Below are 22915 nucleotides of genomic sequence, written 5' to 3'. Positions count from 1 at the left end.
GCCGGGTCGAGTCCCGTGGGCTGAGGCGTCGCTTCCTCGTCGGCCGGCCATCGGAGATCGGCTGCCCGGTGAGAGCTGGGCGCGTGCATGACTCCGGTTCCGGCTCCGATGAGGTGTGCTCGAGGTCGACGGCGCGGTCGCGGTGGTGACGCTGAACGCGCCCGATCGCCGCAACGCCCTGACGCCATCGATGGCCCGAGAGTTAATCGGGCTGTTCGACGAGGTGGAGGCGCGTCAGGAGGTCGGCGCTGACCGGAAGCTCACAACGACGTCGTGGATCAGGGCGGTGAATTTGCCTTCGTCCGAGCGTGAGCCCATATGGCGTGATCGAGCTCGGTCGGGGACGTGTTCAAGATGGTGGCCGCGCCCGTAACCAGACGCTCCGCCGCCTTCGCATCCACCGAGCGACCGAGGGCGTCGCTGACGAACCGAATGATCCAGGTGTCCGCCTTCACGCCGGGGGCTCCCAGCAACATTGCGAAGTACCTCCACGTAACGGGTCCCAATCCGCGGACCTTCGTCCATGCCCGTGACTGTCGGGGGTTCTCCGCTACGACGTCGCCCGCTCGCCGCACGCCCAGCTCGACGAGGTTTGCAGCCGCCTCGACGATGGCGCCTGCCTTCGAGCGTTGCGCAGTCTTCTGCTGGTTGCCGAGCAGTTGAGCCAGCGTCGCCGGCTCTGCTTGCGCGAGCCTTTCCAGGTTGTCGAGGGGACCGGGGTTCGCTGCCCGGTAGCTCGCGATACTGCGGTGAACACCGGTCGCTTCGCGGTTGATCTCAGCGGCTCGCCCGTACGACGCGCGAATCGAGAGGACAGCGTCGATCAGGGCGGCCTCAACTTGTCCTGTGCGGCCTCCGGGCCACGGAGTCCAGGGTTTTTGAATCTGCGACTCGATGTAGGCAGCCAGCCTGGTCGTGTCTTCGGCGCCGTTCGTCATGTCGTGATGCTGCACGGTGCGAGGGACAAACCAAGGGAGCGGCACTCGCAGCGACCCGCCGGACTGCCCGAACCTGCCGCTGTCGCGCACGGTTCCGTGTGACTCTCCGAACGTGCGAATCGGGACGTGGAACATGGCGGGCTGGCTGAAAGCAGGATGGCAGGAGTTCCTGCTGACGGCTGACTGTGACGTCTGGCTGCTGACGGAGGTCAACGAGACGGTCGAACTGCCTGGGTACGACATGCACCGTGGGAAGGCTCGGATGGCTGCGCGCCGCTCATGGGCCGCTGTGTTCAGCCGAGCTTCTCTCACGGCGCTGCCTGATCCGCATGTCGCGAGCGCCGCCGCGGTTGTTGACGGAATCACGTATTGCTCGTCGATCCTGCCGTGGCGTGATTCCGGCGGTGAGCCGACCTGGCCCGGCGCGGAGCCCAAGCCCAATATGCACTCAGGGCGCGCGAAGTACGCCGTCGATATGCTCCTGCACGAGTTGCCTCGTCATGACCTCGTCTGGGGTGGGGACTGGAATCACGCAATCTCGGGCGAGGAACGGACGGGGTCGAAGGGCGGACGCGCCTACGTCCTTGCGGCTGTCGAGGAGCTAGACCTGCAGGTGCCTACCTCTGAACTTCCTCACCGATTGAAGGGACTTCTCAGCATCGACCACATCGCCGTCCCTCGGCACTGGTCGGTAGGCGATGCACATCGCCGGGACGCGCAGGGGCTCAGCGACCATGACTGCTACGTCGTCGAGGTCGGGGTGTCGACGCCGTGACCCCTGACGACGGCAGACTGCGGCCACCGCCCACTCGGCTGCTTGGGGGGAACGAACCGATCCAGGGTTCGACGGGGTCGGTGCGGGACTTCTGGGCCTGGGCGCTTTCGGACCTGCGCGGGAACACGGTCCGGCCGATGCTCGCCGAGTTCCTGGTCGCGCAGGCGCTCGGCGCCGCATCCCGGCCGCGCATCGAGTGGGACGCTTACGACGTCGTGACTCCGGACGGAGTCCTGGTCGAAGTGAAGTCGAGCGCCTACGTGCAGGCCTGGACGCAGGCTCGGCCGTCGGCCATCCGGTTTGGCGGGTTGAACGGTCGGACCTGGAACGAGACAGCGGGCTATGCGGACTCTGCGACTTACAACGCCGACGTCTACGTCTTCGCTCTCGTGACCGCTCGGGATCACGCCTCGTACGACCCGCTGGACTTGAGGCAGTGGACGTACTGGGTCCTCCCGCGCCGAATCGTGGAAGCGACCGGGCAGCGGAGCATGGCCCTCTCCCGGGTCGAGGAGCTGGCGGTCGCTCCGGTGTCGCACGGCGGTCTGGCCGAGGCTGTGCGAGTCGCTGCGGAGGCAGGTGAACGGCTGTGAGAACGGTCGACCTGCGCACTGACGTCGTCCCCGCCGACGAGGCGAGGGATGTCGTGCCGTCTGAGCCTGGGCTCTACGCGTGGTGGTCGCGCCCTGGCGCACTTCCAGGGATCACGGGGCCCCTGCACCTGCGCGGTGAGCACGAGCTGCTGTACGTCGGCCTTGCACGCAGTGGGCCTTCGTCACGGGCGACGCTGCGCAGCAGAGTCGTGGGCAACCACATCCGTGGGACGACCGGGCAGTCGACGTTGCGACGGTCGCTGGCATCGCTGCTCTTCGAGCAGGAGGGCTGGCGCAGCCGCTTCACCGACCGTCCGCTGCTGGTGCCCGACGACGAACTGCGGCTGAACGAGTGGATGCAGCAGCACTTGGTGCTGACCTGGGCGATGCACGAGCAGCCGTGGACGGTGGAGGCCCAGGTGATCGCGGATCTCGCCCCGCCACTCAATCAGTCGGCCAACTCTTCACATCCGCTCTACCCGCTTGTCCGCGACGCCCGGCGGCGCTGGCGGCAGGCAGCACGACAAGCCGAAGACGAGCAATCTCACGAGGTCTGAGGGGCAGGCTTCGGTCGAACGGCTCGACCATGAGTGCACCTGCACAGCCGAGGAGCCGGTGAGCATGCTTCGAGCCCGACGGTTGCCGCGACGATTACTCCTCCGATATCAGCCGGTGAAGGAACGTCTGGGTCTCCGGGTCGGTGGAATAGAGCAGGGTCCCGCGCATCCCGCGGCTCAGGAGGACCTTGTAGACGTTGCGGACGAGCGCGTCGAATTCCTCGTCGCTGACCTTCGAACGGTTGCGAAAGTCGGGGTCCTTGTTGCGTGAGCGGTCGGCCAGCCAGCGGTCCGTCCGCCAGACGAGGTCCGGACCGATCAGGACGCCGTTCCAGTCGTACTCGAAGCCCTGGGCGGTGTAGACGCAGCCCACCTGACCGAACCCGGCCGGGTCGCTGGCCCACAGCGCTGACGGCGGCGCTCCTCCGACAGCCCGCTCGCCCTTGAGGTTCCACGGCCGCTGCCAGTCCCCGATGCGCACGTCCGGCACGAGCGATCCGTCCTTCGCCGGGTCGCTCCACGGCCAGCAGTAGCCGGCGGCCATGCGTGCGCCGTACTTGTCGTCCAGATACCTCTGGAGTTCGGACTCCATGGCCGATGGCGACTCGGCGACGCGGACCTCGAAGTGTTCGTCCCCGGTCCAAGCCACCGGTCCGCCGGGCTGCAAACCGAGGAGTCGTTCGACCCAGTCGATGTAGGCCGCGGACCCGCCGCAGCGGTACTGGGCACTGAGGTCGACGTGGTGGACGTCGAGTCCGCGTTCGCGGGCGGCCTTCTCGATGTCCTCCACGGTGCCGAGCTCGCCGGGACGCACGACCTGGTCCTGGTCGAGCAGGAAGACTGGCACACGCGCCGCGTCGATGAGCTCGTCGACCTGCCGCTTGTCCGTGCGGAGATCGGCCTTCGTCCAGCGGTTGGCGGAGGTCTCGCGGAGGCGGTGCGCCTCGTCGGCGATGAGGACGTCGAAGCCGTTCTTGTCGGCGTCCATGAAGCTGTTGAAGTACTTGAACAACGACTGGACCTGCCGCGAGCCCCTACCGGCCACCTTGCGCAGGGTCTGCGTGAACGACCGTGATCCCGTCGCATGGATCGCCGTCCGGCCGCGGCGGTTCAGCTCACCGAGCAGGGACAGGGCGATGACGCTCTTCCCGCTGCCCGGACCTCCCGACACGACGACGACGCTCTTGTGGTCGCCCGACCGGGCTTTCTCCACCTCGTGGAGAACGAGATCGAAGGCCACCCGCTGCTCGTCGAGCAGCACGAACTGCTCACGGCGCTGGATCTCGTCGGCCGCGACCTGCATGAGCTGCTTGCTCGGCGCGATCGTCGAGTGGAGCAGGCGGTCGGCGTAGGAGCTGCCGTCGCTGGGTGCCAGCCGGCTTCGGAGGAAGTCGAGGAACTCTCCCCGGCTCTCTTTGGCGAACAGCCGGCCGAGCTCGTCCTGCGGGTAGTTGTACAGCTCGCCGATCTGGTGCCGCGCCGCGTTGTGCAGGTAGGCGGCGCCGGCCACTACGTCCGTCGTCGCATGAAGTGACGCGACGAAGTCCAGCAGATACTCGCCGTAGGCCCGCACCTGCGCGACCGGGTGCAGGATCGGACGCCGCCCGTAGGTCGGCTGGACGACGAGCTCGGCGTCGTCCTCGAACAGCTCGGCCTCCGTCCACTGCTTCAACTCGAGGACGATGTAGGAGGGGGCGTCCCGTTTCGGATGACGCCCGGCCAGCACGGCGTCAATCCGCTTGCTGCTGAGGGGGATCTGGTACTCGAGCAGCACTTCGACGTTGTCGAGTCCCGCCTGCAGGAGGTCGTCGGCGAGGACGCGCAGGCTGGCGTCCCATGACCGCATCTCGGAGGCGGAGGCGCGACGCTTCATTTGGAAAGACATCTGCTCGGCGAGGACGGTGCTCAGGCGGCCGGCAGACGACAGGTCGGCCAGACCTCGCGCGGAGGTGCGCAGCAGTGGCAAGGACAGTCCCCAGGCAGCACGAATCTATTCGTGCGGGTGGAGGCATGTCCTGGGTGCGGAAGCCTGTCGAGCCGCTCCTGAGACAGTAGCGGGCCGGATCCGGGACGGCGGACATCGCTACTCAGCGACCTACGGGCCTACACCCTCGATGATCTCGGAGCCGTCGACATGTGAATCCGTCAGCGCTGCAACGGCCACGCGAAGCCGCCGCAGAACCCGCCCGTCGCAGTGAGGTCATCGTCCGGGCGTCGACGACAGGAGCAAGAACAGTTCGGGACGAGCTCACCGACGTCCTCCTGCAGCTGCCGAACGAAGAGCGTTTCCAGTCGCCTCGGAGTGTTGCGCCCGACCACCAATGAGAGTCCTGCCGGCTGAGAAGGCTCTTAGACACTCCGGACCCTCGGCCGTCGTACCCGTGACTCAGGCGATCTTGGCGGCATGGAAGACGTCTGCCGGGAGGGCGTGCTCGAGTCGCCAGAGGATGCGCATCGGGCGCACCCCGGTGTGGGAGGCGTAGGACATCGGTCCGGCGTAGAGGTAGGGCGGGGTGCCCAGGGTTCCGTCCGCCGATTTGGACTCGCGGACGAACAGGTGGACGGACGTGCCCTTTTCTCGGTGGTTGATGTACCGCTGGCCCGTTGCCGAGTGCTCCGCGGTGGCGTTTTGCGACTCCCACTGGAACAGCGTCGGAGATATGGCGTGGTCGGCGTACATCGTGGTGGGGGAGAAGTGAGCCTCGGTCTTCACCAGCGTCACGAAGAAGACATCGGCCTGGTCGCCGGGCACCCACCGAACTCCTGACCCCCACGTCCCGTTGAGGTCCTCCATCCCGAACGCAGCCAGCGCCTCGTCCCGGCTGTAGCGGGCGTGCACGTGCAGCGGGCGGTCCCCGGCGACCTCCACTGCAGTTGTCACCCGGTGGATGCGGTCATGCAGGACGCCACTCAACTCGACCAGCTCGTCGGCACGGCCGGGGTTGGCCAGCAGACGCCGCAGGCTGGCCTCGATGCCGCTGAAAGGAGTCCGTGAGCCCCAGAGTGAGAAGTGCAGCATCGCCGCCAGGCGACGGGTCCGCGCGGAGGCGTTGACTTCACAGTCGGCGTTCACTGCATCGAGCAGTTCTTCAAAGGCGTGCAGCCGTTCGAGATCGTCGAGGTGCAGCATGCGGCTGAACGCTCCGCGCAGCGTCTCGTCGTCTTGACCCGCAGGCGAGTCGTTCCAGCCAGCGGCGCGCTTGAGGTCCAGCCAACTCCTGCCGTTGCCGCGGTAGAGGTCCTCGAGTTCGGCCCCGGTCTCCTCCAGGAAGTCCCTGAGGGAAGGCGCCTGCCCGTGCGTGGCCTCGGCGACGAGGCCCTTCCACGAGGCGTTGAGCGACTGCTTGATGTTGTCGAGGACGATGCGCTGCGCCACCCGGTCCAGCTCGATGTGGCAGCCGGCCGGCAGGGTGGGGAAGCCCTGCTCGACGACCCTCTGCAGCCCCCGCCGGGAGGTGCCGGTCACCGCCCGAAACCGCAGGTCGAAGCGGAACTCCCTGCGTTGCGCCCCGATGAAGTCGAGAACGGTCAGGCAGGCCTTGTCCTCCGACAGTCGTAGACCGCGGCCGAGCTGCTGCAGGAAGACAGTCGCGCTCTCGGTCGGCCGCAGGAACAGCACGGTGTCGACCGCCGGGATGTCCAGTCCCTCGTTGAACAGGTCGACCGCGAAGAGGACGTTCACCGTGCGCTCCCGGAGGGCAGCCAGCGCGGCAGCCCTCTCGTCGCGGGACGACGTCGAGGTGACAGCCAGGCTGGGGATTCCGGCCGCGGTGAATCGCTCGGCCATGTACTGGGCGTGCTGGATGCTCACGCAGAAGCCCAGCGCTCGCATCTGCCGCGGGTCCGCCACCTTGTCGTGGACCGCCTGCAGGACCAGTCGGACGCGCTTGTCGTTGCCTGTGTAGACGTTGGTCAGTTCGCCGACGTCGTAGCCGCGGCCCCGCCGCCACCGCAGCTGGTCAAGGGCCACGTCGTCGTGGATGCCGAAGTACTGGAACGGCGCGAGCAGACCTTGCTCCAGTGCCTCCCACAGCCGCAGTTCGACCGCCGTCCGGCCGCTGAACCAGCGGCGGACGTCGGCGCCGTCGGTCCGCTCCGGTGTCGCCGTCAGCCCGAGCAGTACCTTCGGCTCGAGGTGCTCGAGCAGCCGGCGGTAGGTCGCCGCTTCGGCATGGTGGAACTCGTCGACGATGACCATGTCGAAGTGGCCCGGATCGAGCTCGGCCAGGTCGAGCTGCGTCAGTGACTGGACCGAGCCGAAGACGTGCCGCCACTCGCGGGGTCGCTGCCCGCCGACCAACAGCTCACCGAAGTCGCCCTGCCGGAGCACGTGACGGAATGTCGACAGGCTCTGGACCAGCAACTCCTCGCGGTGTGCGATGAACAGCACTCGCTCGACGGCCCCCGCTGTCCGTAGCCGCCGGTAATCGAGGGCTGAGACGACCGTCTTGCCAGTTCCTGTCGCCATCACCACGAGGTTCCGCCAGCGGTGGTGGACCTCCCGCTCGGCCCGGAGCTCGTCGAGGATCTCCTGCTGGTAGCCAAAGGGACGGACGTCGAGCGTCGCGATCTGGATGGGTAGGTCGGTCGGTCCACCGCGCTCGGCAGCGATGGCCTGTCGCAGCCGGTCGGCGTCCCGGCTCGGCTCGTAGGTCTCGAAGGACGGGTCCGCCCAGTAGCTGTCAAACGTCTCGGCGAACGTCGTCAGCAGGTGCGACTGCTCGACGTTGGACAGCCGCACGTTCCACTCGAGGCCCTCGATGAGCGCGGTCCGGGACAGATTCGAGCTGCCGACGTACGCCGTCGACATGCCGGTGTCGCGGTGGAACAGCCACGCCTTGGCGTGCAGCCGCGTGGTCCGCGTCTCGTAGGAGATCTTGACGTCGGCGCCGAGCTCGACGAGCCGGTCGAGGGCGCGCTGGTCGGTCGCGCCCATGTAGGTGGTGGTGATGACGCGCAGCCGGACGCCGCGTTCCCGTAGTTCGGAGAGGGCCGCCTCGAGGACACGCAGCCCGTGCCACTTGATGAAGGCGCACAGCAGGTCGACCCGGTTGGCCGACGCCAGCTCGCGGGTGACCTCGTAGCCGATCCGCGGTTGGCCACGGCCGTTCACCAACAGCGCGCTCGTGGCGAGCGGGACAGCCGGACGCTCGGGGAAGGACGCAGGACCAGGAACGCCGCTCGGCGCGGCGATCGCCAGGAGGGTGCGGGCCGGGTCATGGATGGCGTCGTCCGTGTCGGTCACGTCCGGTGCCGCATGGCCGATGGCTGCCACGATCCGGTTGGCCAGCTCGATCTGCCGACTGGTGGCCCCTGCGTCGCTGCCCCCGGCCGCCCGCAGAGCGCGCCCCGCAATCCCGGCGATGTGGCGGGTCAGCGCCTCATGTGCCTCGGACGGATCGAGCGTGCCGAACTGGACCAGATCAGGAGCCGTCGCGGACAGGTCTTTGCTGAGCCGATCAGTGAGCAGGTGTTCGTACAGCCCGATAGACGCGTCCCCCATGAACTCAACGTAACCGCAGGCTCACGAAGCAACTTGCTTCCACGCGGCAGGACGAACTACGGCGCGGTCCAATCGGGCCGCAGTTCAGCCGCCCCCTGTTCCTGGATTGGGCGCCACCGGAAGGGCGTTCGCCGTGGCGACAGCCTCCTTCCGGATCCGCGTCAGGACTGAGTGGAAGGCGTTGCGGCTGTTGCCATCCAGGTTCAACGGCAGGTCTAACTCCTCGATGAGCCGCCTCTCTAGCTCCCAAGGACGTTCATGGGCGATGAAGCTGACGTAGGCGTGCTCGGCCATCCATTGCGACAGCTGATGTTCGCCGTTCACGAAGGTCCTGCGGGAGCCCGACCCGACGCGCCGGAGCTGGATGCCCAGTTCTTCGGCGAGCAGGCAGCCGAGTGTCTTGCGCAGTGTCGACCCCTCGGCATTGCCGGCGTAGTGCGTCGCGATCCGTTGGCGGAGTTGGCCCCTGCTAGCCGGACGACCGTTGCGAGGTGGCTCCTTCGGGCTGATCCCCGTGTAGAGGAGCGTCAGCCCGTCGACCTGGCGGCAACCGGAGATGTCGATCCGGGCCGGCAGGCGGTCGAACCACCAGCCGTAGGCGCCCGGAACGGCAGGTACGGGCGACGGACGACTCAACACGTCGGCCCTGCGCCACAGGCGCTCAGGCGACAGGAAGTTCATGACATCGCTGGACACGTCGTCCTCCACGAGTCAGCTGGCGAGGGACTGGCCTTGGAACACCTGGTCGGTGTGCCAGCGAACGTGCCGGGCTGCGGGTAGCGGAGTACCTGGGCGCGGCGTGAGGCGCTGACCGTGCAGGTCGTACACGGTCCGGCCCTGCGTCGTTCGCGCGGAGAAGCGTCGGGACACGACCACGGCGAAGTCGCCGTCCAGACCGAGCATCCCTCGGTCGAACAACTTGTGGTGGAGGGAGCAGAGGGCGAGCCCATTGTCGAGGTCGTCCGGGCCGCCGAGCTTGAACCAGCGGACGTGCGCGGCCTCGATCCCGACGACACCGCCGCCCGCAGCACCGTCGAAGCCACAGAACGCGCACTGCCGGTCCCAGGCCTCGATGACGGCGGCCGGCCACGTGCTGCTCCGTCGTCGGTCTGCAGGGCTCGTGTCGCGGGCTGGTCGGCTGCCTTCCAGTAGGTCCGGGTCCAGGCCGACCGCGACGAGGACGTCGGGTGCCACGGTCCCGGGGAAGTGGCTCTCGACCAGTCCACGTGCTGCCGCGGCGAGGAGCTCCGGTCGATCCCGCAGGGCCGCTTCCAGGGACGCCTCGAACTGCCCCGTCACGCCCTGACGCAGCGGACCGACGTTGTCCATGGGGACATCGCGGTCGAGCATCCACACGCCGTCCGAGCGCAGCCGGGTGAACGGGAAGGCGGCGCTCTGAGACCGGCCCGTCTGCGACGTCGGCCCGAACTCCTCGATCAGGTTCGAGAGCGTCTCTTCGGCCTCCGACCAGGGCAGGCGGCTCGACCCGGTGGCGGCCAGGCGGCCCAGTGCCAGGAGAACTAGCAGGGGCTTGTGCGGTGACCGTCGGCTGTCCTGCTGGTGCTGTCGCAGCGAGGACAGGCGTTCGAGGGCCTGTTGCGCGTCAGGGGTGCTGGGTGACACGAGCACCCACTGTTCCTGATGCCCCGGTCGCAGCCGGGCAGGACACGGCGCGGGAGATTCCGGGACGGCGCCGTCCGTGACAGCCTCCGTATGGATCTGCACGCACCAGCACGGGGGATCGTTGCCGCACTCATCCCTGCCCGCCGTCGTCCACTCGACGGAGAGCTGAGCCGTGTACCGCGCCAACGGGGGATTGGTCCTCAGTCCCAGTGATCTGACCCGGCACCAGGAGTGTCACCACCTCACCGCGCTCAACCTCGCCGTGACCGGCGGCGCTCTGCAGCCGCTCGCCGAGGGCGTCAGCGATCAGACGGTGCTCGTCGCCGATCTCGGCATCGCCCACGAGCTCCGCTACCTGGAGTCGCTGGAGGAACAGGGCCTCGACGTCGTCCGCCTTCAGGGCCGACGCACCGAGGCAGCCACGATCGAGGCAATGCGCGCCGGCGTCGACGTCATCCACCAGGCGTACCTGTTCAACGGCACCTGGGGCGGCCAGGCCGACTTCCTCCTGAAGACGCCAACGCCGTCCGACCTCGGCGACTGGTCCTACGAGATCGCCGACGCCAAGCTCGCCCGCCGCATCAAGGTGCCGGCGCTGCTGCAGATGGCCACCTACGCCGACCGGCTCACCACGCTGCAGGGCCGTGTGCCCGAGCGCATCAGCGTCGTCACCGGGGACGGCGAGTCGCGTCCCTGGCGGCTGGTCGACGTCGCCGCCTACGCCCGCCGCGCCCGCGCCAAGCTCGAGGGCTTCATCGACGCCCCGACGGCCACTGTGCCCATCCCGGTCGCTCACTGCGGCCAGTGTGCATGGGCGCCGCGCTGTACCGACGAGCTCCGCAATAGCGACGACCTCAGCCTCGTCGCCGGCATGCGCCGCGACCAGCGCGCGGCCCTCAACGGCGTCGGCATCAGGACCCTGGAGCAGCTCGCCGCGGCCGACGACGACGTCCTCAAGGCCACCGGCATCACCCGCGGCACCCGCGAACGACTGCGCGACCAGGCCCGCGAGCAGCTGCGCGGCCGTCAGGCCGGAGCTCCCACCCGCACCCTGCTCCCGCCCCAGCCATCCCAGGGACTGCTGCGACTCCCCGAGCCCAGCCCCGGCGACCTCTACCTCGACTTCGAGGGCGACCCGCTCTCCGGCGACGGCGCCGGGTTGGAGTACCTGGCCGGGGTCGGCGACCGGGACGGCCGCTTCACCGCCCTCTGGGCGCACGACGCCGCCGAGGAGCGCCGCATGGTCGAGGACCTCGTCGACCGCACCGTCGACGCCTGGCGCGCCGACCCCGGCATGCACGTCTACCACTACGCCGCCTACGAGGTCAGCGCCCTCAAGCGGCTCACCGGCCGGTACGGCGTCCGCGAGGCCGAGCTCGACCAGCTGCTGCGCGCCGAGCGGTTCGTCGACCTCTATCCCGTCGTCCGCCAGTCGATGCGGATCAGCAAGGAGTCCTACTCGATCAAGAAGGTCGAGGCCTTCTACGGGCGCGAGCACACCGGCGACGTCGCCGACGCGATGTCCAGCGTCGTCGAGTACGAGAAGTGGCTGATCGACCGCGACCCGGCGCGGCTGCAGGCCATCCACGACTACAACCGCGACGACGTCGACTCCACCCGCGAGCTGCACGACTGGCTGGAGACCCAGCGGGCCGAGCTGGAGGCCGAGCACGGCGAGCTGCCGCGCCCGATGCTGTCCGCGCTCGACGCGCCGGCGCCGCGGTCGGACGCCGAGGTCGCGGAGCTGGCGCTGGTCGAGCAGCTGCTGGCCCAGGAGCACCACCTGCTCGGCGACCTCGTGCAATGGCACCGCCGCGAGGCCCGGCCCGGCTGGTGGGAGTTCTTCAGCCGCGGCGACCTGGAGGACGAGCAGCTGATCGAGGACCGCACCGCGATCGGTGGGCTCTCCGCCGCCGTCGAGATCGGCACCGAGAAGCGCAGCAAGCTCTACGCGCTGGCCTTCCCGCCGCAGGACGCCAAGCTCGCGGTGGGCAAGCCGGCCTTCGACGTCGACACGCGTGCGCGCATCGGCGAGGTGCGGGAGCTCGACGCCGTCGGCGGGCGGATCGTCGTCAAGAGCACCAAGCAGCCGGGCGCCGTCCGCGGGCTCGGTCCGGAGGGGCCGCTCGACGACAAGCAGATGCGGGCGGCGATCGTCGCCACCGCGGACGCCGTCCTCACCGGCCGGCCGTGTCTCGGGCAGGCGCTGCTCGACCGCGTCGTCCCCGGGGACACCCGGCGGCTGCCGGGGGAGGAGGCCGGGGACGCCGTCGTCCGGCTCGGGCTGGCCCTGGACGGCGAGGTGCTCGCCGTCCAGGGGCCGCCCGGCAGCGGGAAGACGCGGGCGGCGTCGCGGCTGATCCGGGCGCTGCTGGACGCCGGCAAGAAGGTCGGCGTCACGGCGCAGTCCCACGCGGTGATCGGCAACGTGCTGAAGGCGGTCGGCCGGCCGGCGCTGCAGAAGTGCGACGAGCACCAGGCCTGCGGGGCGGACGGCGTCGAGTGGTCGAAGGACTCCGCCGAGGTGGCCGGCCGATTGCTCGACGGGTCCGCGAACCTGGTCGGCGGGACGTCGTGGTTCTGGTGCCGAGATGACCTGGCCGAGGCGGTCGACGTGCTCGTGATCGACGAGGCGGGGCAGTTCTCGCTGGCCAACGCGGTCGCCGTCGCGCGGTCGGCTCGCTCGCTCGTGCTGCTCGGCGACCCGCAGCAGCTGGCCCAGCCGACGCAGGCCGTGCACCCGGGGGAGTCGGGGCTGTCCGCGCTCGAGCACCTGCTCGACGGGCACCCGACCGTGCCCGAGGACTGCGGCGTCTTCCTCGACCGGACCTACCGCATGCACCCGGCGCTGACCGCGTTCGTCTCCGACCTGGCGTACGAGGGGCGGCTGGAGTCCGCGGCCGATCGCGAGCGGATCGCGGTGGACGGCTGGGCCAGCGGGCTCGCTGTCCGGTTCGTCGAGCACACGAAGCCGGCTGCGGCGGCTTCGGACGACGAGGCGGCTGCGGTGGCCGAGCTGTGGCGGTCGCTGCAGGGCGTCGGCTGGGTCGACGCAGCGGGGGAGCGGTCGGTCATCGGCGCGGACGACGTGCTGGTCGTCGCGCCGTACAACAACCAGGTGGCCCGCATCCGGAGCCTGCTGCCGGACGGCGCGCGGGTCGGGACCGTGGACAAGTTCCAGGGCCAGGAGGCGCCGGTCGTCCTGTACTCGATGACGTCGACGTCAGCTGAGGACGCGCCTCGCGGGGTGTCGTTCCTCTACGACCTGCACCGGCTCAACGTCGCGGTCTCGCGGGCGAAGGCGCTGGCCGTCGTCGTCATGAGCGAGGAGCTGCTCGACGCCGCGGTGCGGACGCCGGAGCAGCTGCGCCAGGTCAACGCCCTCTGCCGCCTGGTCGAGATGGCGACCTCCGACCTGCGCACGTGAGACAGGCCGTGGACGTCGTCGTCCGTTCCTCCAGCGTCAGGCGCTGACCTCCTCGTGGGTGTTGATCCCGGGAATGCGTCGCACCGACCCCCAACCGAAGCGGGCCCACACGACCAGCAACCCGGCGCCGACGAGAGACCCCAGGGTGTCGCGGAGCAGATCGCCGTTGGTGTCGTCGTTGTCCTCCGACAGCGCCGTTCCGAACCAGGCGTCGGACCGCCACTCGTACAGCTCCCACAGCGCCCCGACGGCGATGCCGAGGGCCGCGGTCACCACGCCGATGCCGATGTAGTGCTGGAGGTGCGTCTCGTCGCGGGGATCCGGGACGACGTCCAGCCGGGCGAGGGCGAGGTAGACGACGGGCGCGGTGAGCATCGGCAGCGTGAAGTGCACCAGGTCGTCGAAGCGGACGAACTCGTCGTACAGGCCGAGCGTCTCGCCGAACCCCTGCAGCGCCATGCCGAGGGTCAGCGACAGGTCGTAGAGCCGCGGCAGGTTCACCACCCGCGCGACGAGCGTGATGCCCCCGAGGAAGGCCAGCACCGCCGCCGAGCCCCAGTCCCCGGTGGCGGCGTACACGACGGCTCCGCCGAGGATCACCAGTCGGAGGACGTCGATGCCGTCCCGCACGATCGGCGTCCAGTCCCCCAGCACCAGCGTCCGCGCGTCCACGCCGCCTGCCTACCCGCCGGCGACCGGACGCTGCACGCACATCCGGAGGAGATGAGGGCTGCGCCGTCCCGTCGACGTCGTGTGCCGGGCCGCGGAGAGCGTGCCGATACAGAAGAGGCACCACCCCGCTGACCCAGGAGTTCCGACGTGCCCAGGTCCACCGCGGCCCGGCCGCGCTCCGGGTCGAGAACCGGCGCCCGCAGCACGACGAGCCCACGCACCACGAAGAGCACCCGCACGACGAAGCAGACTCCGGCGAGGGGGCGCCGCCGCGCGAAGCCCAGGCGGGGCCTACGAGCGGCCCTGCTCGTCGTGCTGGTGGCGGCCGGCGTCGTCGCCTGGCCGACGGTCCGGCAGCACCTGTCCGCGGTGCCGTTCCTCGGCTCGATCGTCTCCGCGCTCCCGTCGTCGTCTGCGCCCGCCTGGCCGCTGACCGGGGTCCCGGTCGACGCGGTCGCCGCCCGTCCGGCGCTCGTGGTGAAGATCGAGAACTCCGTCGAGGCGCGCCCGCAGACCGGACTGAACGCCGCGGACGTGGTGTGGGAGCAGGTCGTCGAGGGCGGCATCACCCGCTTCGTCGGCGTCTACCACTCGACCCTCCCACCCGAGATCGGCCCCGTGCGCTCGATCCGGCCGATGGACCCCGCGATCGCCGCGCCGCTGGGCGGGCTGCTCGCCTTCTCCGGAGGCGTGCCGCCCTACGTCACCGCGGCCCGGGAGGCGGGACTGCAGGTGCTCAGTCAGGACACCGGCGCCGACGGCTTCCACCGGACGTCGACCCGCAGGGCGCCGCACAACGTCTACGCGGCGCCGCAGACCCTCGTCGAGCAGGCCGACGCCGCCCACGGGGCCGCGCCCGGCGCTCAGTTCGACCACTCAGCGGCCGATGATCCGACCGCCGTCGCGGACGGGCAGCCGACGGCCACCCTGGCCCTCACGCTGTCCGGGGTCAGCTCCCCCCGGTGGACCTGGAGCGCTGCGGACGGCCGATGGCTGCGCAGCGAGGGGAGCACCGCAGCCGTCGAGAGCGACGGCCGGCGGATCGGCGCCACCAACGTCGTCGTGCTGCGCGTCGACGTCGTTCCGACCGAGGCCCGCGACCCGGCGGGCAACCCCGTTCCGGAGACCATCCTGACCGGCACGGGCCAGGCGCTCGTCGCCTCGGGCGGGCACACGGTGGAGGCCACCTGGTCCAAGCCAGGAACCGGCGACCGGATGCGGCTGACCGGGACGGACGGCGACCCCGTGACGCTGGCGCCCGGGACCACCTGGGTCGAACTGGTCCCCGCCCGGGCCGGTGCGGTGTCCACCGACTGACGACGGCGGTGGCACGGGCGCGCGCCGCACTGACACCACCCCGCACGTCCCGCTGGTCACAGACGCCCCGGCTTCCCCGTCGAACCCGCCGGGAGTCGTCGCCCTGCTTACGCTGGCCGGGCAACCACCACGGAGGGACCCGGAAGTGACCAAGCACCTGCTCGACCAGACGGCGGAGTTCACGCTGCCCCAGGCCGGGCGGCACGCCGCCCCCGACAGCGACGAGGTCGAGGCCACCCAGCGGTTCGACCCCGGCTTCCAGCAGCGCCGGCCGACCCCCGTGCCGCAGCGCGGCAGCGACCGGGCGCGCTGACCGCCGGGTCCACCCAGAGTCAGGGCGACGCGAGCCAGGCCTCCACCCGGTCCAGCTCGGCGTGGGTCAGGCCCGTCTCGAGGTCGGGGGCCACGACCAGCACGTGGCCGTTCGCGGCCAGCCACTCGCTGGTGTCCTCGGCCTGGTCGGCGAGGTCGTCGTCGATCCACACGATGCGCCGGCCGGGCTCGGCCTCGGCCACCGCCCGCGCGGCGGCCAGCTTCCACCAGCCGGCGAGGCCGCCGAAGGAACCCCCGAAGCCGGTGGAGACCATGTCGTCCCGGCTGTGGGTCCGCAGGCCCCGGGGGAGGCCCATGGGCTCGGCCAGCAGCTGGTCGGCCTTCTCCGTCCACGTGGTCAGCCACTGGAGCTCCACCCGGCCGGACTCGTGCAGCTCGCGCAGCCGGGCGACGACGGTCGGGTCCCACGACAGGACGTAGCCGTTGTAGGTCCCGCGCCGCCAGCCTTCCGGCAGGCGTGAGCCGACGGCGTTGAGCACGCCGTCGACGTCCAGCAGCAGGACCGGTGGGGGAGGAGGCACGACGCCGTCCTACCAGGCCGGGCTCGGCGGGCTCACCTCGGAGGGGCCGCATCGGCCTTGGCAGGCCGGGTCACCCTCCCTACGATCGCCGGGTCACGGGGCTGTCTGCTGCCGATGCCCCGGAGCTGCCATGGACCTCCCCCTGATCGTCGCCGTCGACGACGATCCCGCCCTGCTCGCGGCCGTCGAGCGGGAGCTGCGCACCCGGTACGCGCTCGACTACCGCATCTGCACCCAGGGCAGCACCACCCAGGCGCGGACCACCCTCGACGAGCTGGCCGCCGCCGGCGAGGAGGTCGCCCTGGTCCTCGCGGGCGAGGAGCTCGACGGCGCACCCGGGACGGAGTTCCTCGGTGAGGTGGGCCGCCTCTTCCCGCACGCCGAGCGCGCCCTGCTCATCGGCTGGAACCACCTCGGCGATCCGGACACCGGCGACGCCATCTTCAAGGCCATCGCCCGCGGGCGCATCGACCACTACGTCGTGCGGCCCGCGCCGCCGCCCGACGAGCAGTTCCACCAGGCGATCTCGACCTTCCTCCTCGCCTGGGCCGAGGCCCGGCGCCGCGCCCCGCACACCATCGACGTCATCGGCGAGACCTGGTCGGGTCGGGCCTTCGAGCTGCGCGAGGTGCTCGGCCGCTGCGCCATGCCGCACCGCTTCTGCCTGGCCGAGTCCGACGAGGGCCGCGCCCTCCTCGCCGACGTCGGCGAGCCGCGGCTCCCGCTGCTGGTCATGCCCACCGGCGGCGTCATGGAGGACCCCACCGACGCCGACATCGCCCGGTTCGCGGGCGCACCGATCGACCCCTCGGGCGAGCGCTACGACCTGGTGATCGTCGGCTGCGGACCGGCCGGCCTCTCCGCGGGCGTCTACGGCGCCTCCGAGGGCCTGCGCACCGTGGTCATCGACTCGGGCAGCATCGGCGGCCAGGCCACGTCCAGCTCGTCGATCCGCAACTACCTCGGCTTCCCGCGCGGGGTCACCGGCGCCGACCTCGCCCGCCGCGCCTACCAGCAGGCCTGGGTGTTCGGAGCGCGGTTCGCGTTCATGCAGCAGGTCACCGACCTCACCCGGGAGGACGACGACCTCGTCGTCGGCATCCACACCGGCGGGGTGGTGCGGGCCCGGGCCGTCGTCCTGGCGACCGGTGCGAGCTACCGCCGCCTGGGCATCGAGCCGCTCGAGGCGCTGCACGGCGCCGGCGTCTTCTACGGCGCCGCCGCCTCGGAGGCACCACTGGTGTCGGGCGAGGACGTCTACATCGTCGGCGGCGCCAACTCCGCCGGGCAGGCCGCGATCCACCTGGCCCACTACGCCAAGCGGGTCACCCTCGTGGTGCGGGCCGCGACGCTCGAGGCCGGGATGTCGCACTACCTCGTCCGCCAGGTCGAGGAGGCGCCGAACATCGAGGTCCGGACGGGCACCGAGGTCGTCGACGGCGGCGGCGACGGCTGGCTGGACCACCTCGTCCTGCGGAGCCGGAGGGACGGCGGGCTGGAGACGGTCGGCGCCTACGCGCTCTTCCTCATGATCGGGGCCATGCCGCACACCGAGTGGCTGCCCGCGACCATCGAGCGCGATCCAGCCGGCTTCGTCGTCACCGGCTCGGAGCTGAGCGACGGCGCGCTCGCCGCGCTCGGCCGGCGCCCGATGGCGCTCGAGACCAGCGTCCCGGGGGTGCTCGCGGCCGGCGACGTCCGGCACGGCTCGGTGAAGCGCGTGGCGTCCGCCGTCGGCGAGGGCTCGATCGCGATCCAGTTCGTGCACCGCCTGCTCGCGGTGTGACCGCCCGACGACGTCACCCCCGGGCCGGCTCAGTCGCGCGGCGACCGGGACAGCCAGCCAGCCGCGGCGATGCCGATCCCGAAGAGCACCGTGCCCGGGATGATCCCGTAGCCCTCCTTGGGCAGCACCGGGTAGAGCAGCGCCCCCACCGTGATGCCGGGGATGGCCAGGGCCACCCACAGCGGCAGCAGCCTGTTGCGGATCGCCGCGATCGCGATAAGCGCCGGGCCGACCAGGTTCGACGTGCCGGCGAGCATGGTGAACCCGAGCGTCGCCTCCTCGATCGCCATGAAGCCGTGGTGGTCCATCAGCGGCCGCACGTAGGCCTCCATCAGTGCCCCGCCGGGGATCAGCACCATCCCGAGCCAGGTGATGCCGAGCCCGACGAGCCCGGTGCGAGAGGCGGCGAACCGGCGGGTCAGCACGGTCATCCCGGCCGCGATCAGCAGCGCGCCGATCGCGAAGACGACGTGCGCGACGACCCAGGTCGGCGACTGGTGCGCGGTCTCGTCGTGCGTCAGCGGGTGGAGCAGGTTGCCGACGGCGAACAGCGTGCCGCCGGCGACGACGGACAGGGCGCGGACCTGCGTGCTCGGGCGGTGGTCGGCCGGCGCCGGGGTGGAGAGGGTCGGGCGGTCGGACAGCGTGGTCATCTCGTCCTCGTTCTGGTCGGTGCCCGGCCTCGGTGACCGGTTCGGCCAGAACCGTGGCGGCGTCCGCTTACCGCGCTCTTGTCGTCCACCTGCCCTCCCGCGACAAGCGGGCGGAAAGCGGCGGAGCGCAGCGTCTCCGGCGCCAGCAGACGACCCGAGAGGAACCACCGATGACCACTGTCACCCCGCGCACCGAGGGCGACCCGCGCCCCGACACCATCGGCATGCGCCTGGCCCACCGCGTGATGCTGCGCGACGCCCGCCGGCTCACGGCGCTCGCCGAGAGGCTCGCCGCGACGGCCACCACCGCCGACGCCGCCCGCGGCGCCGCCATCGCCGGATACGTCGCCGACTACTGCGACTCGATCCACCACCACCACTCGGCCGAGGACGACGTCCTGTGGCCGGTGCTCGCCGCGTCGGCCGGCCCGCACGTCGACCTCACCGAGCTCAGCGACGACCACGCCGCCCTCGACCCGCTGCTCTCCCGCGTCCGCGCCGCGGCGGCCGCCTTCGCCGCCCGGCCAGCCTCGGAGGACGCCGCCACCGCGCTCGCCGTCGAGCTGGCGGATCTCCGGGACACCCTCGTCGAGCACATCACCGACGAGGAGGCCGCGGTCCTCCCCGCCATCGAGGAGTACGTCTCGGTCCAGGACTGGAACCGCGTCGAGGGCACGATCCGCAAGCGCGCGAAGCTCTCCTTCGAGGCGCCGCGCGTGGTCGACGAGACGACGCCCGAGGAGTACCGGGCGCTCGCCGCCGAGGGCGGGCTCGTGCTCCGCCTGATGCTGGCGCTGCTCGTGCCTCCCTTCCGCCGGCGGCAGCGCCGCGTCTTCGAGGGGTGACCGGTCAGAGTCCGACGGCGGCCAGCTCGGCCGCGAGCCGCCGCCGGACCCCGGCCGCGTCCCGCCGGTGTGCCTCGCCCCCCGCGGCGTCCCCGAGCAGGTCGGCCACGGCGGCCAGCGCGTCGTCGACCGGGCCGGCGATGAGGGTCCCCGAGTCGAGCCCGGCGATCCGTCCGGCCCACGGGAGCAGCTCGTCCCGCGCCCGGGTCGCGACCGGGACGTCGCCGAGCCGGGCGGCCGCGTGCGCCCGGAGCGTCGTGGTCACCAGCCAGTAGTAGTCGCGCGCGATCGGACGGCGGATCGCCCACACCGCCCGCGCGTCGTCGTCCCGCCCGGCGTCGAGGAACGTGAGGACGACGGCGTCGCCCAAGGCCCCTGGCATCGCGGCGGCCAGCCACTCGAAGTCGGGCACCGACGGCGAGAGGTCGCCCTGTGCGAAGCCGGCGACGAAGCGGCCGATCATCGCCATCAGCCCGCCGTTGGTCTGCCCTGTCTCGACCAGCCGGGTGGCGACCTCCTCGTAGCGCGCCAACCCCTCGTCGACCCGCCCGGCCAGCACCAGCAGGGCGCCCGAGTGGATGGCCAACGCACCGAGCACGTGCCCCAGTTGGCCGCTGCCGGACAGGGCCAGCGCTTGGTCGCCGTGCTGCCGTGACGCGACCAGATCGGTGCGGGCCGACGCCGCGAGGAACAGCAGCCAGTGCGCCACCGCCTCGTGGTCGGTCGCACCGGCCGCGTTCGCCACTGCGCGCAGCTCCTCGGCGAGCGCCTCCCGCTGGCCGGCCAGGTCGGGGCCGAGCGCGGCGTAGGCGCGCGCGTTGAGCGCCGCGCACAGCAGCCGCGGGTCCGACGGCACCCGTCGTGCCAGCGCGAGCGCCTCCGCGCTCGCCCGCTCCGAGCGGGCGTCGTCCACCCCCTCCACCTCGCGGAACAGCGCCACCCAGAGCCGCGCGCGGACCTCGTCCGGCAGGTCCTCGCCGGCGGGGGTCTCCAGCAGCGCGACCAGTGGCTCGAGCAGCTCGGGGTCCTGCGCGCCGTCGTCGCGGACGGTCCACACCAGCGGCGCGTCCCACTCGGCCAGCGCGGCGACGTGCAGGTCGCGGCGGCCCAGCCGGGCGGCGGCCCGCACCGCGAGCCGCTGCTGCTCGCGGGCGACGACGGCGTTGCCGCTGCGGGCGTGCGCCGAGATCGACGGCAGCAGCAGCGCGACCAGCGCCTCGTCACCGCCGGACCGCGCACCGGCCAGCTCGTGCATCCGCAGCGCGCTCGCCCACTGGCGGGCGGCGTCGGCGTGCGCGCCGAGCTGCTCGGCCTCGCGCGCGGCGGCGACCACGTACCGGACGGCGTCGGCGGCGGTCGACGGGGAGGCCGAGGCGACGGCGTGGTGGGCCAGCGTCGCGGCGTCCGCGCCGCCCTGCGCCTCCAGCACCGACAGCGCCGCGGCGTGCACGCGCGCCCGGCGCATCAGCGGGGTGTCCTCGTAGAGGGTGTCGCGGACCAGCGCGTGGGTGAACCGCACCCGCCCCGGCGCCGGCTCGTCGAGCAGCCCGGCCAGCACCGCGGTCTCCAGGGCGTCGAGCAGCTCGTCGGGATCCCGGCCGGCGACGGCGGCCAGCAGGTCGACGTCGACGTCCCGGCCCAGCACCGCCGCCTGCCGCAGCGCGGTGACGGCGGGCCCGGGCAACCGGCCGACCCGCCGCCGCAGCACCTCCCGCACGCCGGCCGGGACGCTGGTCCGCGCCGCCGCCCGGCCCTCGGCGACGATCAGCTTCGTGAGCTCGCGGAGGAAGAGCGGGTTGCCGCCGGTCCGCTCGCGCAGCAGGCCGATCACGTCCGGGGAGACGTCGTCCAGGCCGTGGTCCGCGGCGAGGACGGCGACCCCGGCGTCGTCCAGCCCGGTCAGCGACAGGTGCCGCGCGCTCGCGCCGGCCAGGGCCGCGCGGGTGGCGGCGAGCGCGTCGCCGTCCTCGGTGTCGCGGAACGTCGCCAGGACGAGCACCGGATCGCCGGACAGCTGGTCGACGACCTGGCGCAGCAGCTGGAGGGTCAGCTCGTCGGCGCGGTGCACGTCGTCGAGCACCAGCGCGACCGGCGAGCGGTGCGTGGCCGTCCGGACCTGCTCGGCGAGCGACCGGGACAGCCAGAAGGCGTTCGGCGCACTGCCCTCGACGAGGTCGCCGCCGTCCAGGGCGCGCACGATCTCGCTCCACGGCCACGCCGGCGGGGCGCCGTCCACCTCGGGGCAGCGGCCCCACGCCACCCGCCAGCCGCGGCCGCGCAGTTCGTCGGCGGCGGCCTCGACCAGCGTCGTCTTCCCGGCGCCTGCCTCGCCGGCGACCCAGACGACGGAGGCACCGGCGCGGGCGCCGTCCGCGACGTCGAGGAGGAGCCGCAGCTCGGCCACCCGGCCGACCGAGCGCTGCGGTGCCGGCGGTCCGGGAGCGGCGGGACGCGGGGGAGCGGCGACCCGGGTGGGCGCCAGGTCCAGCGACGGGTCGTGGGCGAGCACCGCGGCCTCGAGCTCGCGCAGCTCGCGGCCGGGGTCGATGCCCAGCGCGTCGGCCAGGTGCTCGCGCGCCCGCCGCAGCACCGCGAGCGCGTCGCCCTGGCGGCCGCTGCGGTAGAGCGCGAGGGTCAGCAGCCGCACCGGCCGCTCCCGGGCCGGGTGGTCGTGCAACAGCCGCTCCAGCCCGGGGACGACGGCGGTCGCGTTGCCCAGCTCGAGGTCGGCCTCGGCCCGGCTCTCCCGCGCGACCAGCCGGAGCTCGTCCAGGCGCGCCACCTCGGGACCCGCCCACGACGCGTCGGCGACCTCGGCGTACGCCGGCCCGGACCAGCAGGCCAGCGCCTCGTCGAGCAGCCGCCGGCGGACCGCCGGGTCGGGCTCGTCCTGCGCGAGCGCCACCAGGTCGTCGAACCGCCAGGCGTCCACCGACCCGCGGGGCAGCCGCAGCGCGTACCCCGGGGGCGCGCTGACCAGCACCGAGGCCTCCGCCCGCCGCTCGCGAGCCGGCTCGAGCGCGCGGCGCAGGTGCGACACGTGCACCTGCAGCGACGCCAGCGCCTTGGGCGGTGGCTCCCCCTCCCACAGGTCGTCGATGACCCGGTCGGTCGAGACGACGTGACCGCCTGCGACCGCGAGCCGGGCGAGCACCGAGCGCTGCCGCGGGCCGCCGAGCGCCGCCGGCTCGCCGTCGACCGTCGCGCGCAGCGGGCCGAGCACCGAGACGGCGACGTCCGGGGAGTCGGGAGCAGCCATGGCGCCGGGAAAGGTAGCCCACGTCGGCGTCGCGCAGGTCGTGCCGTGCCCACCGCCGCGCCGGGAGCCACGCGGGCGCGGAGCCGACGCCCGGGAGGGCGCCGGCTCCCGCA

At 71.9% G+C, this 22915-nt stretch carries 17 protein-coding genes; 8 read left to right on the top strand and 9 right to left on the bottom strand.

Annotation, left to right across the window (positions count from 1 at the left end):
- Positions 1–278: 278 nt before the first annotated feature.
- A complete protein-coding gene (locus GCU56_RS04050; protein WP_163480236.1) occupies positions 279–938 on the bottom strand; it encodes a hypothetical protein in 660 nt (219 codons plus the stop codon).
- A gap of 133 nt (positions 939–1071) precedes the next feature.
- On the opposite strand from GCU56_RS04050, the gene GCU56_RS04045 reads away from it, so the two are divergent.
- The 3 genes from GCU56_RS04045 to GCU56_RS04035 all read left to right on the top strand — a co-directional run bounded on the left by GCU56_RS04045 (position 1072) and on the right by GCU56_RS04035 (position 2863).
- Complete coding sequence (locus GCU56_RS04045) at positions 1072–1713, top strand: endonuclease/exonuclease/phosphatase family protein (protein WP_163480235.1); 642 nt, start codon at positions 1072–1074, stop codon at positions 1711–1713.
- 137 nt (positions 1714–1850) lie between these two features.
- Positions 1851–2306: a hypothetical protein gene (locus GCU56_RS04040; protein ID WP_163480234.1), complete on the top strand. Its 456-nt coding sequence runs from the start codon at positions 1851–1853 to the stop codon at positions 2304–2306.
- Positions 2303–2863 carry a GIY-YIG nuclease family protein gene (locus GCU56_RS04035; protein ID WP_163480233.1) on the top strand — a complete coding sequence of 187 codons (561 nt, stop codon included), beginning with the start codon at positions 2303–2305 and terminating at the stop codon, positions 2861–2863. Before GCU56_RS04040 ends, GCU56_RS04035 begins: the two co-directional genes overlap by 4 nt.
- 94 nt (positions 2864–2957) lie before the next feature.
- Here GCU56_RS04035 and GCU56_RS04030 read toward each other — a convergent pair whose 3' ends face one another.
- From GCU56_RS04030 to GCU56_RS04010, 4 genes are all read right to left on the bottom strand, one after another.
- Positions 2958–4829, bottom strand: coding sequence for a DUF2075 domain-containing protein (locus GCU56_RS04030; protein WP_204331428.1), 1872 nt, complete (start codon positions 4827–4829; stop codon positions 2958–2960).
- 420 nt (positions 4830–5249) lie between these two features.
- Positions 5250–8366: a DUF3427 domain-containing protein gene (locus tag GCU56_RS04020; protein ID WP_163480231.1), complete on the bottom strand. Its 3117-nt coding sequence runs from the start codon at positions 8364–8366 to the stop codon at positions 5250–5252.
- Between the two features lie 84 nt (positions 8367–8450).
- Positions 8451–9062 carry a GIY-YIG nuclease family protein gene (locus tag GCU56_RS04015; protein WP_204331427.1) on the bottom strand — a complete coding sequence of 204 codons (612 nt, stop codon included), beginning with the start codon at positions 9060–9062 and terminating at the stop codon, positions 8451–8453.
- Positions 9063–9077: 15 nt separating this feature from the next.
- Positions 9078–9989 (bottom strand): phosphorothioated DNA-binding restriction endonuclease, encoded by a 912-nt coding sequence (locus GCU56_RS04010; protein WP_345771641.1) that lies wholly within the window; start codon positions 9987–9989, stop codon positions 9078–9080.
- Positions 9990–10161: 172 nt separating this feature from the next.
- Between GCU56_RS04010 and GCU56_RS04005 the strand changes: the two genes are divergently transcribed.
- Positions 10162–13416 (top strand): TM0106 family RecB-like putative nuclease, encoded by a 3255-nt coding sequence (locus GCU56_RS04005; RefSeq protein ID WP_163480230.1) that lies wholly within the window; start codon positions 10162–10164, stop codon positions 13414–13416.
- Positions 13417–13452: 36 nt separating this feature from the next.
- Here the strand turns inward: GCU56_RS04005 and GCU56_RS04000 are convergent, their stop codons facing one another.
- A complete protein-coding gene (locus GCU56_RS04000) occupies positions 13453–14088 on the bottom strand; it encodes a hypothetical protein (RefSeq protein WP_163480229.1) in 636 nt (211 codons plus the stop codon).
- A gap of 312 nt (positions 14089–14400) precedes the next feature.
- Here GCU56_RS04000 and GCU56_RS03995 point away from each other — a divergent pair, with 312 nt between their 5' ends.
- Both GCU56_RS03995 and GCU56_RS03990 read left to right on the top strand, forming a co-directional pair.
- The gene (locus GCU56_RS03995; protein WP_345771618.1) at positions 14401–15405 is read left to right on the top strand and encodes a DUF3048 domain-containing protein; all 1005 of its coding nucleotides are present in this window, start codon (positions 14401–14403) and stop codon (positions 15403–15405) included.
- Positions 15406–15550: 145 nt separating this feature from the next.
- On the top strand, positions 15551–15718 hold the full coding sequence (locus GCU56_RS03990) for a hypothetical protein (protein ID WP_163480227.1): 168 nt from the start codon (positions 15551–15553) through the stop codon (positions 15716–15718).
- 19 nt (positions 15719–15737) lie between these two features.
- Here GCU56_RS03990 and GCU56_RS03985 read toward each other — a convergent pair whose 3' ends face one another.
- On the bottom strand, positions 15738–16259 hold the full coding sequence (locus tag GCU56_RS03985; RefSeq protein ID WP_163480226.1) for an HAD domain-containing protein: 522 nt from the start codon (positions 16257–16259) through the stop codon (positions 15738–15740).
- Between the two features lie 130 nt (positions 16260–16389).
- Between GCU56_RS03985 and GCU56_RS03980 the strand changes: the two genes are divergently transcribed.
- Positions 16390–18045 (top strand): FAD-dependent oxidoreductase, encoded by a 1656-nt coding sequence (locus GCU56_RS03980; protein ID WP_204331426.1) that lies wholly within the window; start codon positions 16390–16392, stop codon positions 18043–18045.
- 29 nt (positions 18046–18074) lie between these two features.
- Here the strand turns inward: GCU56_RS03980 and GCU56_RS03975 are convergent, their stop codons facing one another.
- Positions 18075–18698, bottom strand: coding sequence for a hypothetical protein (locus tag GCU56_RS03975; protein WP_163480225.1), 624 nt, complete (start codon positions 18696–18698; stop codon positions 18075–18077).
- A gap of 170 nt (positions 18699–18868) precedes the next feature.
- On the opposite strand from GCU56_RS03975, the gene GCU56_RS03970 reads away from it, so the two are divergent.
- Positions 18869–19543, top strand: a complete 675-nt coding sequence (locus GCU56_RS03970; RefSeq protein ID WP_163480224.1) for a hemerythrin domain-containing protein — start codon at positions 18869–18871, stop codon at positions 19541–19543.
- 4 nt (positions 19544–19547) lie between these two features.
- On the opposite strand, the gene GCU56_RS03965 is transcribed toward GCU56_RS03970, so the two are convergent.
- Positions 19548–22802 (bottom strand): BTAD domain-containing putative transcriptional regulator, encoded by a 3255-nt coding sequence (locus GCU56_RS03965; RefSeq protein ID WP_163480223.1) that lies wholly within the window; start codon positions 22800–22802, stop codon positions 19548–19550.
- Positions 22803–22915 lie beyond the last annotated feature (113 nt).

The organism is Geodermatophilus sabuli (genome assembly GCF_010686765.1).
Classification (GTDB): Bacteria; Actinomycetota; Actinomycetes; order Mycobacteriales; family Geodermatophilaceae; genus Geodermatophilus; species Geodermatophilus sabuli_A.
This window is presented reverse-complemented; position numbering and strand designations above follow the sequence as displayed.

Bases quoted from the DNA above. Each gene is read 5' to 3' on its own strand.
- GCU56_RS04040 (WP_163480234.1), top strand. From the start codon at position 1,851: ATGCTCGCCGAGTTCCTGGTCGCGCAGGCGCTCGGCGCCGCATCCCGG.
- GCU56_RS03980 (WP_204331426.1), top strand. From the start codon at position 16,390: ATGGACCTCCCCCTGATCGTCGCCGTCGACGACGATCCCGCCCTGCTC.
- GCU56_RS04050 (WP_163480236.1), bottom strand. From the start codon at position 938: ATGACGAACGGCGCCGAAGACACGACCAGGCTGGCTGCCTACATCGAG.
- GCU56_RS03970 (WP_163480224.1), top strand. From the start codon at position 18,869: ATGACCACTGTCACCCCGCGCACCGAGGGCGACCCGCGCCCCGACACC.
- GCU56_RS03965 (WP_163480223.1), bottom strand. From the start codon at position 22,802: ATGGCTGCTCCCGACTCCCCGGACGTCGCCGTCTCGGTGCTCGGCCCG.
- GCU56_RS04020 (WP_163480231.1), bottom strand. From the start codon at position 8,366: ATGGGGGACGCGTCTATCGGGCTGTACGAACACCTGCTCACTGATCGG.
- GCU56_RS03975 (WP_163480225.1), bottom strand. From the start codon at position 18,698: ATGACCACGCTGTCCGACCGCCCGACCCTCTCCACCCCGGCGCCGGCC.
- GCU56_RS04045 (WP_163480235.1), top strand. From the start codon at position 1,072: ATGGCGGGCTGGCTGAAAGCAGGATGGCAGGAGTTCCTGCTGACGGCT.